16 protein-coding genes are annotated in these 17,126 nt (G+C 60.6%); 6 read left to right on the top strand and 10 right to left on the bottom strand.

Features of this window, described 5'->3' with window-relative positions:
* The gene (locus JFT85_RS15850; RefSeq protein WP_169876319.1) at positions 1-2,280 is read left to right on the top strand and encodes a CHASE2 domain-containing protein; all 2,280 of its coding nucleotides are present in this window, start codon (positions 1-3) and stop codon (positions 2,278-2,280) included.
* A 181-nt stretch (positions 2,281-2,461) separates the two neighbouring features.
* On the opposite strand, the gene JFT85_RS15845 is transcribed toward JFT85_RS15850, so the two are convergent.
* The 4 genes from JFT85_RS15845 to glyQ form a co-directional block, all read right to left on the bottom strand.
* A complete protein-coding gene (locus tag JFT85_RS15845) occupies positions 2,462-3,232 on the bottom strand; it encodes a lysophospholipid acyltransferase family protein (protein WP_053253609.1) in 771 nt (256 codons plus the stop codon).
* Between the two features lie 82 nt (positions 3,233-3,314).
* Positions 3,315-3,854, bottom strand: coding sequence for a D-glycero-beta-D-manno-heptose 1,7-bisphosphate 7-phosphatase (gmhB, locus tag JFT85_RS15840; RefSeq protein ID WP_169876355.1), 540 nt, complete (start codon positions 3,852-3,854; stop codon positions 3,315-3,317).
* Positions 3,854-5,908, bottom strand: a complete 2,055-nt coding sequence (gene glyS / locus JFT85_RS15835) for a glycine--tRNA ligase subunit beta (protein ID WP_053253610.1) — start codon at positions 5,906-5,908, stop codon at positions 3,854-3,856. The genes gmhB and glyS overlap by 1 nt, the downstream gene beginning before the upstream one ends.
* Positions 5,905-6,858: a glycine--tRNA ligase subunit alpha gene (glyQ, locus tag JFT85_RS15830; RefSeq protein ID WP_053253611.1), complete on the bottom strand. Its 954-nt coding sequence runs from the start codon at positions 6,856-6,858 to the stop codon at positions 5,905-5,907. Before glyQ ends, glyS begins: the two co-directional genes overlap by 4 nt.
* Before the next feature lie 81 nt (positions 6,859-6,939).
* Between glyQ and JFT85_RS15825 the strand changes: the two genes are divergently transcribed.
* Both JFT85_RS15825 and JFT85_RS15820 read left to right on the top strand, forming a co-directional pair.
* Complete coding sequence (locus JFT85_RS15825; protein WP_078827549.1) at positions 6,940-7,497, top strand: DNA-3-methyladenine glycosylase I; 558 nt, start codon at positions 6,940-6,942, stop codon at positions 7,495-7,497.
* A gap of 40 nt (positions 7,498-7,537) precedes the next feature.
* Positions 7,538-8,425, top strand: a complete 888-nt coding sequence (locus JFT85_RS15820; protein ID WP_053253613.1) for a lysophospholipid acyltransferase — start codon at positions 7,538-7,540, stop codon at positions 8,423-8,425.
* Positions 8,426-8,559: 134 nt separating this feature from the next.
* Here JFT85_RS15820 and JFT85_RS15815 read toward each other — a convergent pair whose 3' ends face one another.
* The 5 genes from JFT85_RS15815 to def all read right to left on the bottom strand — a co-directional run bounded on the left by JFT85_RS15815 (position 8,560) and on the right by def (position 13,238).
* A complete protein-coding gene (locus tag JFT85_RS15815) occupies positions 8,560-8,871 on the bottom strand; it encodes a tetratricopeptide repeat protein (protein WP_053253614.1) in 312 nt (103 codons plus the stop codon).
* Between the two features lie 134 nt (positions 8,872-9,005).
* The gene (gene trkA, locus JFT85_RS15810) at positions 9,006-10,379 is read right to left on the bottom strand and encodes a Trk system potassium transporter TrkA (RefSeq protein WP_053253615.1); all 1,374 of its coding nucleotides are present in this window, start codon (positions 10,377-10,379) and stop codon (positions 9,006-9,008) included.
* Between the two features lie 22 nt (positions 10,380-10,401).
* Positions 10,402-11,712 carry a 16S rRNA (cytosine(967)-C(5))-methyltransferase RsmB gene (gene rsmB / locus JFT85_RS15805; RefSeq protein ID WP_069551773.1) on the bottom strand — a complete coding sequence of 437 codons (1,311 nt, stop codon included), beginning with the start codon at positions 11,710-11,712 and terminating at the stop codon, positions 10,402-10,404.
* Positions 11,709-12,662 (bottom strand): methionyl-tRNA formyltransferase, encoded by a 954-nt coding sequence (gene fmt, locus JFT85_RS15800; RefSeq protein WP_053253617.1) that lies wholly within the window; start codon positions 12,660-12,662, stop codon positions 11,709-11,711. Before fmt ends, rsmB begins: the two co-directional genes overlap by 4 nt.
* Positions 12,663-12,731: 69 nt before the next feature.
* Positions 12,732-13,238: a peptide deformylase gene (gene def / locus JFT85_RS15795; protein WP_053253618.1), complete on the bottom strand. Its 507-nt coding sequence runs from the start codon at positions 13,236-13,238 to the stop codon at positions 12,732-12,734.
* Positions 13,239-13,373: 135 nt separating this feature from the next.
* Here def and JFT85_RS15790 point away from each other — a divergent pair, with 135 nt between their 5' ends.
* From JFT85_RS15790 to JFT85_RS15780, 3 genes are all read left to right on the top strand, one after another.
* Positions 13,374-14,153: a hypothetical protein gene (locus tag JFT85_RS15790; RefSeq protein WP_053253619.1), complete on the top strand. Its 780-nt coding sequence runs from the start codon at positions 13,374-13,376 to the stop codon at positions 14,151-14,153.
* 63 nt (positions 14,154-14,216) lie between these two features.
* Entirely contained in the window at positions 14,217-15,311 is a 1,095-nt protein-coding gene (dprA, locus tag JFT85_RS15785; protein WP_201230103.1) for a DNA-processing protein DprA, read from the top strand.
* Between the two features lie 54 nt (positions 15,312-15,365).
* Entirely contained in the window at positions 15,366-15,923 is a 558-nt protein-coding gene (locus JFT85_RS15780) for an L-threonylcarbamoyladenylate synthase (protein WP_053253621.1), read from the top strand.
* A gap of 131 nt (positions 15,924-16,054) precedes the next feature.
* Here JFT85_RS15780 and JFT85_RS15775 read toward each other — a convergent pair whose 3' ends face one another.
* The gene (locus tag JFT85_RS15775; protein WP_053253622.1) at positions 16,055-17,032 is read right to left on the bottom strand and encodes an NADPH:quinone reductase; all 978 of its coding nucleotides are present in this window, start codon (positions 17,030-17,032) and stop codon (positions 16,055-16,057) included.
* Positions 17,033-17,126: the final 94 nt, after the last annotated feature.

Below are 17,126 nucleotides of genomic sequence, written 5' to 3'. Positions count from 1 at the left end.
ATGATGTTTTTGCACAAGGCCGAGAAACGCCAACCCACCCACGCCCAACGTTTATTCCATGGGTTGGTTCGCGAGTGGTTGTGGATAGGGCTGCTGTTGTTACCTATCACTGCTTACCTATCGTTGAGCCCGGGCTTGGCGTTGAACAACCCGTTGTACGACAGCCTTCGACGTCTGGCGCCACTGCCAGTCGATCCACGTATCTTGCTGGTGACCATTGACGACCAAAGTTTGAAAGAGCTGGGACGCTGGCCCTGGCCGCGCAATTTGCACGCGGACCTGATTGATCGCCTGAGTGCTGCGCAACCGTCAGCCATCCTGTTCGATGTGATTTTCAATGAGCCCGGTGTACCCGCCAACGACCAACGCCTCGCAGCAGCCGTGTGTCGTGCCGGCAATGTTGTGTTGCCGCTGCTGCGTGAAGAAGTCACCAGCTACAGCCAACCGGACGCGAAAATGTTGCCGTTGCTCGATTGCGCGAAAGGCCTTGGGCATATCAATGTCGAAGCGGACAGCGACGGCATAGTCCGCAGCTTGTTTTTGCGCGAAGGCCCGCCCGATAACATGGCGCCGCAACTGGCATGGATCGCCTACACGGCGAGCGGACAAGTCTCTGAAATGCCTGGAAAGCCCCTGCAGCCGATCAGCCAGTACTGGCACCGGGAGAATGCCATTCGTATTCCTTTCGTCGCTGCCAGTGCCCACTTTCCCAGTGTGTCCTACGCCAGCGTATTACGCGGTGAAGTGCCTCCAGAGCGCCTGCGCGGTCGCCTTATCCTGGTGGGCTCCACCGCATCCGGTATGGGTGATCGCTTCGTTACGCCGCTCTCCTCTACGGTCGGCACGACGGCCGGCGTTGAGATCCAGGCCAACGTCCTGAATGGTCTCTTGCTAGGGCGCAGCCTCGTTGACCTTCCTGGCGGGTTGTCGGCACTCATGGCGACAGCGTTGGTTGCCCTGCTGCTGGGCCTGTTGTTATACCGCCCCCGCTATGCGCTGTGGATGACCCTGGGGTGCATGACGACGGCGTTGCTTGGCGCGTGGGTGTTGTTGCGCCTGGACTACTGGTGGTCGCCTGCTGCGTGTTTGATTGGGTTGCTGCTCAGCTACCTGATCTGGAATTGGCGCCGCCTCAGCGTGATCCTTGCCTACTTCGGCTGGGAGCTCGCGCGGTTGGATAACGAACCCAAGGTGCTCCCTGAACGTCGCCGTGCGCCCGCCAGTAAGGGTGATGTATTGCAAGCGCGGATCTTTGCCCTGGAACAAGCGGTAAGCCGTACACGCGACACCCGACGGTTTATGGCGGACGGTTTGGAATGCTTGCCGGTGGCAACCCTGATCACAGACCCAAAAGGCAACATCCTGCTGGCTAACCGAATTGCGCGTGAGGTGTTCGGTAATGACCTGGTGAGTGAAAACCTGCTCGAGCAACTGGCCGACCTCGGCTATCCACCGCTGCACAATGGCGTGCGCCCTGCCCTGTCAGTGTTGGAACTCGTAGAGTTCCGTGACATCCACCAACGCAGCCTGCGCATGGAACTCGCGCCGTTGCTGCCGGCAGAAGGCGACGTTGCCCTCGGCTGGCTGCTGAGCCTGACGGACCTGAGCAAGGAGCGTGAAGCCCAATTGCACCGCGAGACGATGCTGCGCTTCCTTTCCCACGACCTGCGTGCGCCACACTCGGCGATCCTGGCGATGCTGGATGTGCACAACGGTGAGTCCCCGATCTTTTCCCAGATCGAACAACAGGTGAAGCGCGCCTTGAGCCTCACCGAGTCTTTCGTGCAGTTGGCCAAAGCCGAAGCTGACGGCTACCACTTCCATCCCTCACTGTTTGCCATGCTGGTAATGGATGCTTTTGATCAGGTGGCGGTGATTGCGCAGCTCAAGGGCATTCACTTGGTGCACGACCTGGACGAGGCAGATGAGAGCATGATCTCTGCCGATCAATCACTGCTGACTCGGGCGCTGTTCAACATGCTGGAGAACGCTATTAAATACTCCCCATCCGGCACCACCGTGACGTTGAGCCATGGCTGTACGCAAGGGTGGTTGGAATGCAGCATCAGCGATCAGGGGCCTGGCATTGCGCCAGAAGACTTGCCCGAACTCTTTAGCCAGTATCGACGCTTCGACTCGGCCCAAGGCGTTGAGGGGCTGGGGTTGGGATTGACCATGGTCAAGGCCGTGGTGGAGCGTCATGGCGGCCGCATCACGTGTGAAAGCGAGCTGGGTAAAGGCTCAACCTTCAGCCTGCAACTGCCGCTGCTTGATGAGTGAAAAACGGACTGTTTGCCTGTGCATAAAAAACCGGTCACAAGGACCGGTTTTTTAATGCGCAAAAAACTTATGCACGTTTTTCGAGATTTTATGAGCTTGAGAAATATGTAAGTAAATCAGCTTGTTATGAATCAAAAACATGCATTCGCCAACAAACCGTACACAGGTTATCCACAGATCCTCAAACCTCAGGTGTTTCAACCACGGCAGCCTGTGCAGGCAACGAACCCATAGCACGCTGCTGCGCTTCATTCCATGCGGCGGCACGGTCGTTCAGCGCGGCAATGGCACGTGGGCCTTCACCTTCGGCGTACATCGGCTCGCCGATCACCACGGTGATGGTGCCTGCACGTTTGGCCCAACCGGTCTTCGGCCAGAACTTGCCGGCATTATGTGCAATCGGCAACACCGGCAGGTTGGCATTGACCGCCAACGCGGTGCCGCCTCGCGAAAACTTGCCCACAGTGCCATACGGCACCCGGGTACCTTCCGGGAAAATCAGCACCCAAACGCCATCCTTGAGCAGCTCGTCACCCTTCTTGGCTACGTGCTTGAGTGCAGCCTTCGGGTTGTCACGGTCGATCGCGATCGGACGCAACATGGCCATCGCCCAGCCGAAGAACGGCACGTACAGCAGCTCACGCTTGAGCACCTGGCTCAGGGGCGAGAAGTACGCCGAAAGGAAAAAGGTTTCCCAGGTGCTCTGGTGGTTCGACAGAATCACGCAGGGCTGGTCCGGGACGTTTTCAGCGCCTTTAATCTCGTAGCGAATACCCAAAAACACCTTGGACAACCACAACGCGCAGCGGCACCAATAAACGTTGATAAAACGATAGCGCGCCTTGAACGGCAGGAATGGCGCGATAAAAAAGCTCAGGGTGCACCAAAGAAACGAACTGGTGCCCAACAGCAGGTAAAAGAAGAAGGTTCTGATGGCCTGCAAAATCGACATGGCGGCATTTACCGTTGCGGGACACGGCCCGCCTGTTAAAAGCGCACGCCCGAACAGTCCTTGGCCAGGAAGTCGAGGGCGGCTAGTTGTTGATAAGTTCTGCGGCAACGGCCGCCAGATCGTCAAAAATCAAGGTGCCTACCGGCAGGTTTTTCGCCTGGGTCTTTTCGCCTTTCCCGGTTTTAACCAAAACTGGCTGAGAGTCGACGGCTTTGGCAGCCTCCAGGTCACCGAGGCTGTCCCCGACGAACCATAGCCCAGCCAGGGGCACGTTGTAATGTTCTGCAATGGTTTTCAACATGCCTGGTTTGGGTTTGCGGCATTCGCAGCCCTCATCCGGCCCGTGGGGGCAGTACACCACCAGCCCCACCTCACCGCCCTGCGCCGCCACTAAGCTGCGCAAGCGCGCGTGCATGGCGTCCAGGGTGGCAATGTCGTAGTAACCGCGGGCGATGCCGGACTGGTTGGTGGCGATGGCCACCGTCCAGCCGGCTTTGCTCAACTGCGCGATGGCCTCGATCGAGCCCGGCAGTGGAATCCATTCCGCCACCGATTTGATGTAAGCGTCGGAGTCGTAATTGATCACTCCGTCCCGATCGAGAATCAGCAGTTTCAACATGATCAGCCCAGTACGGAAATGTCAGCGATGTTGATGAACAAGCCACGCAGACGCGCCAGCATGGCGTAGCGGTTTTTCCGTACGCCCGCATCCTCGGCATTGATCATCACCGCTTCGAAGAACGCATCCACCGGCTCACGCAAGGTGGCCAGGCGCGCCAGTGCTTCGGCGTAGTTACGTTCGGCGAGCAGCGGCTTCACTGCGTTTTCTGCCTTGGCGATGGCCGAGTTCAGCGAGAACTCCTTGGCGTCGGCAAACAGGCCTGGGTCGACTTCGGCATTCCCGAGGTTGTCGGCCTTGCTCAGCAGGTTCGACACACGCTTGTTCACCGCGGCCAGGGCCCCGGCTTCCGGCAGTTTGCGGAACGCCTGGACGGCTTGTACGCGTTGGTCGAAGTCCAGCGCCGAACCTGGCTGCAGGGCACGTACCGACAGGTAGACGGAAACGTCCACGCCTTCGTCTTCGTAACGCGCTCGCAAGCGATCGAACACGAATTCCAGCACTTGTTCGGCCAGGCCGGCTTGCTTGACCTTGCCACCGAACTGGCCGACAGCGAACACCACGGCCTGGGTCAGGTCGAGGTCAAGCTTCTTGTCGATCAGGATACGCAGCACGCCCAGCGCCGCACGGCGCAGGGCATACGGGTCTTTGCTGCCGGTAGGCAGCATGCCGATACCAAAGATACCCACGAGGGTGTCCAGCTTGTCGGCGATGGCCACCGCCGCACCGGTCAGGGTGGTCGGCAGTTCAGCACCGGCACCGCGTGGCATGTACTGCTCGTTCAGGGCCAGCGCCACATCGTCCGGCTCGCCGTCATTGAGGGCGTAGTAGTAACCGGCCACACCTTGCATTTCCGGGAACTCGCCGACCATCTCGGTGGCCAGGTCGCACTTGGACAGCAACCCTGCACGTGCGGCCCAGGCAGCGTCACCGCCGATACGCGGCGCAATGTACGCGGCCAGTTTGGAAACACGCACCGCCTTGTCGTAGACGCTGCCGAGTTTTTCCTGGAACACCACGTTTTGCAGGCGCTGGTTGAAGTCTTCGAGCTTCTGCTTCTTGTCTTGCTTGAAGAAGAACTCGGCATCCGTCAGGCGCGGACGAACGACTTTCTCGTTACCGGCGATGATCTGCTGGGGGTCTTTGCTTTCGATGTTGGCCACGGTGATAAAGCGCGGCAGCAACTTACCGTCCACATCCAGCAGGCAGAAGTACTTCTGGTTGTCCTGCATGGTGGTGATCAGGGCTTCTTGCGGCACATCGAGGAAACGCTCTTCAAACGAGCACACCAGCGGCACCGGCCATTCAACCAGCGCGGTCACTTCGTCGAGCAGGCTTGGCGGCACGATGGCGGTGCCTTCCTGCAGGCGCGCCAGTTCTTCGGTGCGCTTGCTGATCAGCTCACGACGCTCATTGGCATCGGCCAGTACATAAGCGGCGCGCAGATCGGCGGCATAGTTGGCGGGCGAGGTGATGCGCACGGCGTGTGGATGGTGGAAGCGATGACCACGGGAATCACGACCGGCCTTTTGGGCGAGGATGGTGCAGTCGATGACGTGGTCACCGAGCAGCATCACCAGCCATTGGGTCGGGCGTACGAATTCTTCCTTGCGTGCACCCCAGCGCATGCGCTTGGGGATCGGCAGGTCGTTCAGCGAGTCTTCAACGATCGTTGGCAACAGGCTGGCAGTCGGCTTGCCGGTGATGACCTGGCTGAAACGCAGTTTCGGGCCGCTTTGGTCGATCTCGCTCAGCTCGACGCCGCACTTCTTGGCGAAGCCAAGGGCCGCTTGGGTCGGGTTACCTTCAGCGTCAAAAGCGGCCTGACGCGGCGGGCCGTCGAGGTTGATGCTGCGGTCCGGCTGCTGGGTTTCCAGCGCGGTCAGCAACACGGCCAGGCGGCGTGGCGCGGCATAGACTTTTTTTGCGGCGAATTTCAGGCCGGCGCTCTGCAGGCCTTTTTCGATACCGGCCAGGAACGCGTCGGCCAGGGTATTGAGTGCCTTGGGAGGCAGCTCTTCGGTGCCCAGTTCAACCAGAAAATCTTGAGCACTCATTGTGCAGCCTCCAGCTTAGCCAACACTTCATCACGCAGGTCCGGGGTAGCCATCGGGAAGCCCAGCTTGGCGCGAGCCATCAGGTAGGCTTGGGCGACGGAACGCGCCAGGGTGCGTACACGGAGGATGTATTGCTGGCGCGCGGTTACCGAAATGGCACGACGGGCGTCCAGCAGGTTGAAGGTATGGGACGCCTTCAACACCATTTCATAGCTCGGCAGCGGCAGCGGCTGGTCAAGTTCGATCAGGCGCTTGGCTTCGCTTTCATAGAAGTCGAACAGTTCGAACAGCTTCTCGACGTTGGCGTGTTCGAAGTTGTAAGTGGACTGCTCCACTTCGTTCTGGTGGAACACGTCGCCGTAGGTCACTTTGCCGAACGGGCCGTCAGCCCACACCAGGTCGTAGACCGAGTCCACGCCTTGCAGGTACATGGCCAGGCGCTCAAGACCGTAAGTGATCTCGCCGGTCACCGGGTAGCACTCGATGCCGCCGGCTTGCTGGAAGTAAGTGAACTGCGTCACTTCCATGCCGTTGAGCCAGACTTCCCAGCCCAGGCCCCAGGCGCCGAGGGTTGGCGATTCCCAGTTGTCTTCGACGAAACGGATGTCGTGCACCAGTGGGTCCAGGCCGACATGTTTCAGCGAGCCCAGGTACAGCTCCTGGAAGTTGTCCGGGTTCGGCTTCAATACCACCTGGAACTGGTAGTAGTGCTGCAGACGGTTCGGGTTTTCGCCGTAGCGGCCGTCAGTCGGGCGACGACTGGGCTGCACATAAGCGGCGTTCCAGGTTTCCGGGCCGATGGCCCGCAGGAATGTAGCGGTGTGGAAAGTGCCGGCGCCTACTTCCATATCGTAGGGCTGAAGTACCACACAACCTTGCTCGGCCCAGTACTGCTGGAGGGCGAGGATCAAGTCTTGGAAGGTACGCACGGCTGGCGTAGGCTGGCTCACGAAATTCACCTGTTACTTGGGCTGCGATTTAAAGAGCGGGAGTATACCCGATTCGGCCGCGCCACCATCCCCTGGAGCCTTATGCCACGCTGCTTTTGGTGTTCTGAAGATCCGCTGTACATGGCTTATCACGATCAGGAGTGGGGAACGCCGCTGCGCGATGCGCAGGGTCTGTTCGAGTTGCTTTTGCTCGAAGGGTTCCAGGCGGGCCTTTCCTGGATCACCGTTTTACGCAAACGCGAGCATTATCGGAAGGTCTTGTTCGGCTTTGATGCCCAGCGTTTGGCACGCCTGACCGATGCTGAAATCGACGCACTGATGCTCGACCCTGGCATTGTGCGTAACCGCCTGAAGCTCAACGCCACCCGCCGCAACGCCGCAGCCTGGCTGGCCCTTGAAGACCCGGTGGGCGTGCTCTGGTCGTTTGTCGGCGGCGCGCCCAAGGTCAATCACTTCAAGGATCGCAGCCAAGTCCCGGCCATTACGCCAGAGGCTGAAGCCATGAGCAAAGCCTTGAAAAAAGCCGGTTTCACGTTCGTCGGGCCGACCATTTGCTACGCGTTCATGCAGGCCTCGGGCATGGTCATGGACCACACTCAAGACTGCGACCGTTACGCGGACTTGGCCAACGCCGGTTAGAATGGCGGCTTTGCGCACCACACACGATCAGGAGTGACCTGTGGAAAAGTTTAAAGGCGCCTTGCTGGTAGGCGCTCTTCGGTTGTTTGCCCTATTGCCCTGGCGCGCGGTTCAAGCGGTCGGCACGGCGATTGGCTGGATCATGTGGAAAACCCCCAACCGTTCCCGCGACACGGTACGGATCAACCTCTCCAAGTGCTTCCCGGACATGGACCCGGTCGCACGTGAGCGCCTGGTCGGCCAGAGCCTCATGGATATCGGCAAGTCCCTGACTGAAAGCGCCTGCGCCTGGATCTGGCCCGCCCAGCGCTCCATCGACCTGGTACGTGAAGTCGAAGGCCTGGAAGTGCTGCATGCAGCATTGGCCTCGGGCAAAGGCGTGGTCGGCATCACCAGTCACCTGGGCAACTGGGAAGTGTTGAACCACTTCTATTGCAGCCAGTGCAAACCGATCATCTTCTACCGGCCGCCAAAGCTGAAAGCGGTCGACGAATTGTTGCGCAAGCAGCGGGTTCAGCTGGGTAACCGAGTAGCCGCGTCGACCAAGGAAGGCATTCTCAGTGTCATCAAGGAAGTGCGCAAAGGTGGCCAGGTCGGCATTCCCGCCGACCCGGAACCGGCGGAATCGGCAGGCATCTTCGTGCCGTTCTTTGCGACCCAGGCGCTGACCAGCAAGTTCGTGCCTAACATGCTCGCGGGCCACAAAGCCGTGGGCGTGTTCCTGCATGCCCTGCGACTGCCGGACGGCTCGGGTTACAAAGTGATTTTGGAAGCGGCGCCGGAAGATATGTACAGCACCGACACCGCCACCTCCTGCGCGGCGATGAGCAAGGTGGTGGAGCGCTATGTCGGCGCGTATCCGAGCCAGTACATGTGGAGCATGAAACGCTTCAAGAAACGCCCGCCCGGTGAGGCGCGGTGGTATTGATTTACGACTGACTTACGGTCGATGCAAAACTAGTGTGGGAGCGGGCTTGCTCGCGAATGCGGTGTAACAGACACACATTAAGTGACTGACACGACGCCTTCGCGAGCAAGCCCGCTCCCACATTTTGGATCCGCTTAGGCTTGGCGATCGAGTTTTTTCAGAAACACCGTCATCTCTTTCTCGGCCTGCTTGTCGCCATGCGCCAGGGCCGCTTCGATACCCTTTTCCCACGCCTGCCGTGCTGCTGCACTATCCCCCAGCCCCTGCTGCGCCTTGCCCAACAACTTCCACGCCGCCGAATACTTCGGGTCGAACTCGACGCATTTTTGCAGGTGCTCCGCCGCCTTGGCGTTTTCCTTTGCGTCCAGATAACCCTTGCCCAAGCCAAAGCGCAGCAGTGAATTATCCACACCCTTGGCGAGCATTTTTTCGAGGGATTCGAGCATGGCTGTGGATCCTTTAGCTAGGTAGGGTTTTCAATAACGCATCGCGGGCGAACCCGCTCCCATAGCAGCATCATGATCACCTGTGGGAGAGGCTTGCCCGCGATGGCGGCGGCAGGCTCCGCTGAGTGTGTTGATCAGAAAAAGCTCAACCCCACGTGGAACAGTTTCTCCACATCGCGGATATGTTTTTTATCCACCAGAAACAGAATCACATGGTCACCCGTGGCGATCACCGTATCGTCGTGGGCGATCAGCACCTCTTCGTCACGAATGATTGCGCCGATGGTGGTGCCCGGCGGCAGGCCGATATCGCGGATGGCCTTGCCGATGACTTTGCTCGATTTTGAATCGCCGTGGGCAATCGCCTCAATGGCTTCCGCCGCGCCTCGGCGCAGGGAGTGCACGCTGACGATATCGCCGCGGCGCACGTGGGTGAGCAACGTGCCGATGGTGGCCAGCTGCGGGCTGATAGCGATATCGATATCGCCGCCCTGGATCAGGTCGACATAGGCCGGGTTGTTGATGATGGTCATCACCTTCTTGGCCCCCAGCCGTTTGGCCAGCAGGGACGACATGATGTTGGCCTCGTCATCGTTGGTCAGGGCCAGGAAGATATCGGCATCGGCGATGTTCTCTTCCATCAACAGGTCGCGGTCCGAGGCGCTGCCTTGGAGTACGACGGTGCTGTCGAGGGTGTCGGACAAATGCCGGCAGCGTGCCGGGCTCATCTCGATGATCTTGACTTGGTAGCGGCTTTCGATCGCCTCCGCCAAACGCTCGCCGATCTGCCCGCCGCCGGCGATGACGATGCGCTTGTAGGTTTCATCCAGGCGGCGCATTTCGCTCATCACCGCGCGAATATTGGCTTTGGCGGCGATGAAAAAGACTTCGTCGTCGGCTTCGATCACCGTATCGCCCTGGGGCAGAATCGGCCGGTCGCGCCGGAAAATCGCCGCTACGCGGGTTTCCACATTCGGCATGTGCTCGCGCAGTTGGCGCAGTTGCTGGCCCACCAGCGGACCGCCGTAATAAGCCTTCACCGCCACCAGTTGCGCCTTGCCCTCGGCAAAGTCGATCACCTGCAACGCGCCGGGAATTTCGATCAGGCGCTTGATGTAGTGAGTCACCACTTGCTCGGGGCTGATCAACACGTCCACCGGAATCGCGTCGTTATCGAACAGCCCTGCACGGTTCAAATAAGCCCCTTCACGTACGCGGGCGATCTTGGTCGGGGTGTTGAACAGAGTGTGGGCGACCTGGCAGGCGACCATGTTGGTTTCGTCGCTGTTGGTGACGGCCACCAGCATGTCGGCATCGTCGGCACCGGCCTGGCGTAGCACCGCCGGGAATGACGCGCGACCTTGCACGGTGCGGATGTCCAGGCGGTCACCCAGGTTGCGCAGGCGCTCGGCATCGGTGTCGACCACGGTAATGTCGTTGGCTTCGCTGGCCAAATGTTCAGCCAGCGTGCCGCCGACCTGCCCAGCCCCAAGGATGATGATTTTCATCCGGTCACTCCCTTAAACCCGTTCAGCCGCGCGCGGCGGCGATCTTGATCAGTTTGGCGTAGTAGAAGCCATCGTGCCCGCCTTCCTGTGCAAGCAGTTGGCGGCCATGGGGCTGCTTGATGCCGGCCGTGGTGGCGAGGTCCAGCTCGCGCGCGCCGCTGGTGCGGGCGAGGAAGGCTTCGATCACCTGCGTGTTTTCGGTGGGCAAGGTGGAACAGGTGGCGTAAAGCAGAATGCCGCCAACGTCGAGGGTCGGCCACAAGGCGTCGAGCAGCTCGCCTTGCAGCACCGCCAGGGCGGCGATGTCGTCGGGCTGACGGGTCAGCTTGATGTCCGGGTGGCGACGGATCACGCCGGTGGCGGAGCATGGCGCATCCAGCAGGATGCGCTGGAACGGTTTGCCGTCCCACCAGGCGGCCGTGTCGCGGCCGTCGGCGGCGATCAGGTCGGCACTCAGGCCAAGGCGCGCGAGGTTTTCGCGCACGCGTACCAGGCGCTTGGCTTCCAGGTCGACGGCGACCACGCCAGCGAGGTCTTTTTCGACCTCCAGTATGTGACAGGTCTTGCCGCCCGGTGCGCAGCAGGCGTCGAGTACGCGCTGGCCCGGTGCCAGGTCGAGCAGGTCGGCGGCCAGTTGCGCAGCTTCGTCCTGCACGCTGATCCAGCCTTCGGCAAAGCCCGGCAGGCTGCGGACGTCGGCGGCGGCTTCCAGCACGATGCCATCGACGCTGTACATACACGGCGAGGCATTAATGCCTGCGTCAGTCAGTAATTGCAGGTACGCGTCACGGCTGTGATGACGGCGGTTAACCCGCAAAATCATCGGAGGATGTGCATTGTTGGCCGCGCAAATGGCTTCCCATTGTTCAGGCCAGAAGGCTTTCAAGGACTTTTGCAGCCAGCGCGGATGGGCAGTACGCACCACCGGGTCGTGTTCCAGTTCAGCCAGCAGCGCTTCGCTCTCGCGCTGGGCGCGGCGTAGCACGGCATTGAGCAGGGCTTTGGCCCAGGGCTTTTTCAGTTTGTCGGCGCAACCGACGGTTTCACCGATGGCGGCATGAGCCGGTACGCGGGTGTAGAGCAACTGATAGAGGCCGACCAGCAGCAGCGCTTCCACATCGGCATCGGCTGCCTTGAATGGCTTTTGCAGCAGCTTGGCCGCGAGCGCCGACAAGCGTGGCTGCCAGCGGGCCGTGCCAAACGCCAGGTCCTGGGTGAAGCCGCGATCGCGGTCTTCGACTTTATCCATCTGCGTAGGCAGCGAACTGTTCAACGAAGCCTTGCCGTTGAGGACGGCGGCGAGGGCCTTGGCGGCGGCCAGACGCGGGTTCATTGAGCGACCGCCCCGAGAACCGTGCCCAGCGCAAACTTCTCACGGCGGCTGTTGAACAAATCGCTGAAGTTAAGCGCCTTACCACCGGGCAATTGCAGACGCGTCAGACACAACGCTTGCTCACCGCACACGACCAGCAGGCCTTCCTTGCTGGCACCGATGACTTCACCGGGAGCGCCTTTGCCGTCAGCCAAGGTGGCGGCCAATACTTTCAAGGCTTCGCCATTAAGGGTGCTGTGGCAAATTGGCCACGGGTTGAAGGCGCGTACCAGGCGCTCCAGCTCCACGGCCGGGCGGCTCCAGTCGATACGGGCTTCGTCTTTGTTCAGTTTGTGCGCATAGGTGGCGAGGCTGTCGTCCTGCACTTCGCCTTCCAGAGTGCCGGCAGCCAGGCCGGCGATGGCCTGTACCACGGCGGGCGGGCCCATCTCGGCCAAGCGGTCGTGCAAGCTGCCGCCGGTGTCTTCACGGGTGATCGGGGTGGTGACTTTGAGCAGCATCGGGCCAGTGTCCAGACCTGCCTCCATGCGCATCACGGTCACGCCGCTTTCACTGTCACCGGCTTCCACGGCGCGCTGGATCGGCGCCGCACCGCGCCAGCGCGGCAGCAGCGAGGCATGGCTGTTAATGCAACCCAGGCGCGGAATATCCAGCACCGCCTGAGGCAGGATCAAGCCATAGGCCACGACCACCAGCAGGTCCGGCTGCAATGCGGCGAGTTCCGCCTGGGCATCGGTGTTGCGCAGGGTCGGTGGTTGCAGCACCGGAATGTTGTGCTCAAGCGCCAGCTGCTTGACCGGGCTTGGCATCAGTTTTTGCCCGCGACCGGCCGGACGATCCGGCTGGGTGTACACCGCGACGATCTCATAAGGGCTGGCAAGCAGGGCCTTCAGGTGTTCGGCGGCAAATTCAGGAGTGCCGGCAAAAACAATGCGCAGTGGCTCGGTCATCGGAGTTCTCGGTTAAAAACAGTCACAAAAGAAAAAGGCTTGCCGTAGCAAGCCTTTGGAAGAAGGGCATCAAGCTTGCTGGCGATGCTTTTTTTCCAGCTTCTTCTTGATCCGGTCGCGTTTAAGCGTGGACAGGTAATCGACAAACAGTTTGCCGTTGAGGTGGTCGCATTCGTGCTGAATGCACACCGCCAGCAGGCCCTCTGCGATCAGCTCGTAGGGCTGGCCGTCGCGGTCCAGGGCCTTGATCTTCACGCGCACCGGGCGTTCGACGTTCTCGTAGAACTCCGGCACCGAGAGGCAGCCCTCCTGGTATTCACCCATCTCGTCGGTCAGCGGTTCGAACTCGGGGTTGATAAACACCCGAGGCTCGCTGCGATCTTCTGACAGGTCCATGACCACGACACGCTGATGCACGTTGACCTGGGTCGCGGCGAGGCCGATGCCCGGAGCTTCATACATTGTTTCAAACATGTCATCGACCAACTGACGAACCTTGTCGTCCACTACGGCCACCGGTTTGGCGATCGTGCGCAGGCGCGAGTCGGGGAATTCGAGGATGTTCAAAATAGCCATAAGCGTAATTGCTGCACATGTGAGGTAGAGGCAAATCGGCGTTGGGATGGACCCAGACAGCCGGTGTGAAAGGTTCGAAAGCCGCGAAGGCTATGGCATTTCACGCGAACGTACATAATAAAGGAGATTCACCCCATGAGGAAATCGCTACTCGTCTTGCTGCTATGGGCGCCGCTCACCCTGGCGCTGCTGACACCGCCCGAACAGCGCCTGAATCAGGCGGCGCAACAGGCCATGCAGCGCTTTTTGCTGCATAACCGCATCCTCGATACCCCTCAGGATCTGGATAACGCGCCTTATATTGTCGCGGCTGAGGCGGGTCGAGTGTTGGGGGCCAGTGGCGAACGTGTGCACGCCAGAGGCCACCTGGACCCGGCCCAGCCAAATTATGGAATCTTTCGCCGCGGCAAGGTTTACACCGACCCGAACACCCAGGAGCAGCTGGGGGTTAACGCCGATGACATCGGCACCGCACGTTTTTTGACGGCCGGTGACCTGAGCACCCTCGCAGTACAACGAGTGACCCAGGAGGTCCGCCCAGGCGACCGATTGCTGCGCGCCGAACCTGGCGTCGAGCTGGCCCGGCTGCAAACCCCGCCGCACCCCGGTGCCTTGATCAAAGGGCATATCATCGACGTCCCCAAAGGCGTGACCCAGATCGGCGTGTTGGACGCCGTCACCTTGAACAAGGGCCGCCGCGACGGCCTGGTCGAAGGCCAACTGCTCACGGTGATCAAGCTGGGCGCGACCGTAAGGGATGTCCTCACCGGCGCTTTGACGAAACTGCCTGATGAGCGCGCCGGCACCCTGCAGGTGTTCCGCACCTATGAAAAGCTCAGTTATGGCCTGGTACTCAGCGCTTCAAGGTCGCTGGCGGTGCTGGACCGTTTTGAGACTGCCCAACAAACACAATAAATAGCCTGCTAAATAAGTTACCAACAGAGTTATCCACAGCTTGTTCCGATCAAGGATGATCAAATGTATCCGACAAACAGCGATGAAATTTCCCCGTCAGAACTGGAAGCCCGACTACGCTTGCACAGGCTGCCAGAACTGGGTCCCAAGCGTTTTCGCGTGTTGATCGAGGCATTCGGCTCTGCCTCAAAGGCTATCAGCGCGCCTGCCAGTGCCTGGCGCTCCCTCGGGTTGCCGCCTGCCAGCGCGGATGCCCGACGCAGCCCGCAAATCCGTGACAGCGCCAGTGACGCGCTCGCGTGGTTGGAGCATCCCGCCCAGCATTTACTGATGTGGGACCAACCTGATTACCCTGCCTTGCTTGCGCAGATTGACGACGCCCCGCCGTTATTGTTCGTCGCCGGCGACCCCAAAATCCTGGAGAAACCGCAGTTGGCCATGGTCGGCAGTCGGCGCGCTTCCAGGCCCGGGCTGGACACCGCCGCCGCCTTTTCCCGCAGCCTCGCGAGCGCCGGTTTTGTCATCACCAGCGGGTTGGCCCTGGGCATTGACGGCGCTGCGCATCAAGCTGCATTGGATGTCGGCGGGCAGACAATCGGCGTGCTTGGCACCGGCCTGGAAAATTTTTATCCACAGCGCCACCGGCGGCTCGCAGCCGCGATGATTGCCCAAGGGAGTGCGGTGGTTTCCGAGTTTCCACTGGGCGCCGCGCCCCAGGCCGCTAACTTTCCCCGGCGCAACCGGATCATCAGTGGCCTGTCGCTGGGGGTGCTGGTGGTGGAGGCCAGCATGGCCAGCGGCTCGCTGATCACAGCAAAGCTCGCTGCCGAGCAGGGGCGTGAGGTGTACGCGATCCCCGGCTCCATCCATCATCCGGGGGCCAAGGGCTGTCATCAGTTGATTCGCGATGGTGCGACGTTGGTGGAATCCATCGAGCATATTCTTGACGGGTTGCGCGGCTGGCAGGCCTTGTCTCGCCCGGCACCGCTGCCGGTGACGCACCCGCTGGTGGCGCTGCTGCATGCCGCGCCTCACACCAGCGAGGCCCTGGCGATTGCCAGCGGGCGGCCCTTGTCCCACGTGCTGGCGACCCTTACCGAGCTGGAGCTCGAAGGCCAGGTCATCTGCGAAAGCGGGCGGTGGCTTGCGCGCTGCTAGGTTTTGTAAAGAACATCGGTAAACTGCGCAGAGCTTTAGTTCGGAGAGTGAGCAATGGTCAACAGGTGGCGTGTGCTGGAAACCGCACGAGAAATTCGCGCAGGCGCGGTGATCGCCTACCCGACCGAAGCGGTCTGGGGCCTTGGCTGCGACCCGTGGAATGAAGAGGCGGTGGACCGGCTGCTGGCGATCAAGAATCGGTCAGTGGACAAGGGGCTGATCCTGGTGGCGGACAATATTCGCCAGTTCGATTTTCTCTTTGAAGATTTCCCGGACACTTGGATCGAGCGCATGGCCAGCACTTGGCCTGGGCCGAATACCTGGTTGGTCCCCCATCAGGACTTGCTGCCTGAATGGGTCACAGGTGTGCATGACACCGTCGCCTTGCGGGTCAGCGATCATCCGCTGGTAAGGGATTTATGCTCATTGGTCGGGCCGCTGATTTCCACGTCGGCCAACCCGCAGGGCCGCCCGGCAGCGCGCACGCGGCTTCGTGTGGAGCAGTATTTCCGTGGCCAGGTTGATCGGGTATTGGGTGGCGCCCTGGGTGGGCGCAAGAACCCAAGCCTGATTCGCGATTTGGCGACAGGCGAGGTTGTGCGGCCTTCTTAAGATTGAGGTGCGGCCTTCGCGAGCAAGCCCGCTGCCACATTCGATCGCGTTCCTTCAGTTGGAATCCGATCAAAATGTGGCAGCGGGCTTGGCGGTGATGAGGCCCTCACCGCCTCAGTAGATCAATCGCCTTACGGCAACAGAATGGTCGACCCCGTCGTGCGTCGCCCTGACAATTCCGTCTGCGCCTTCGCCGCTTCGGCCAGCGAAAACCGCTGGTTGATATCAATGCGCACCTTGCCGCTCTTGATCATCGAGAACAGGTCATCGGCCATGGTCTGCAAGTCTTTTGGATTGCTGGCATAGGTCGCCAAGGTCGGCCGAGTGACGTACAGCGAGCCCTTTGCGGCCAGAATGCCCAGGTTCACCCCGTCTACCGCGCCCGACGCATTCCCAAAACTCACCACCAGCCCACGCGGCGCCACGCTGTCCAGCGAGGTCAGCCAGGTGTCCTTGCCGACGCCGTCGTACACCACAGGCACTTTCTTGCCGTCGGTCAATTCCAGTACGCGTTGTGCGACGTTTTCCTTGCTGTAGTCGATGGTTTCCCAGGCACCGAGGGATTTGGCCAGGGCGGCCTTTTCCGGGGAGCTCACGGTCCCGATCAACTTAACGCCTAACGCCTTGGCCCATTGGCAGGCCAGGGAGCCCACACCACCGGCAGCGGCATGGAACAGAATGGTCTCGCCACCCTTCAGCTCGTAAGTCTGGCGCAGCAGGTACTGCACGGTCAGGCCTTTGAGCATGGCGCCGGCGGCTTGCTCGAAGCTGATGTCATCCGGCAAGTGCACCAGGTTGGCGGCGGGCAATACATGCAGCTCGCTGTAGGCGCCCAGTGGGCCACTGCCGTAGGCCACGCGGTCACCGACCTTGAACTGGGTGACCTCGCTGCCCACCGCATCCACCACACCGGCGCCTTCTGCACCCAGGCCCGATGGCAGGGCTGGCGGCGCATAGAGACCGCTGCGGAAATAGGTGTCGATAAAATTCAGGCCGATGGCCTCGTTACGCACGCGAACCTGCTGAGGGCCTGGTTCTGCCGGGGTGTAGTCCACATACTCAAGTACTTCGGGGCCGCCATGGGCACGGAACTGGATACGTTTGGCCATCTGCACTTCTCCTGAGGTCGCATTTGCGTAGCCCTCTATCGGACTCCTAAGCTTGATCTTCGTCAACTGCGGCTTACTGGAGTGCAGTGGTATC

Source organism: Pseudomonas sp. TH04 (genome assembly GCF_016651355.1).
GTDB lineage: Bacteria > Pseudomonadota > Gammaproteobacteria > Pseudomonadales > Pseudomonadaceae > Aquipseudomonas > Aquipseudomonas fluorescens.
Note: the sequence above shows the minus strand (reverse complement) of the source record. Positions and strands in the feature narration are given on the sequence as shown.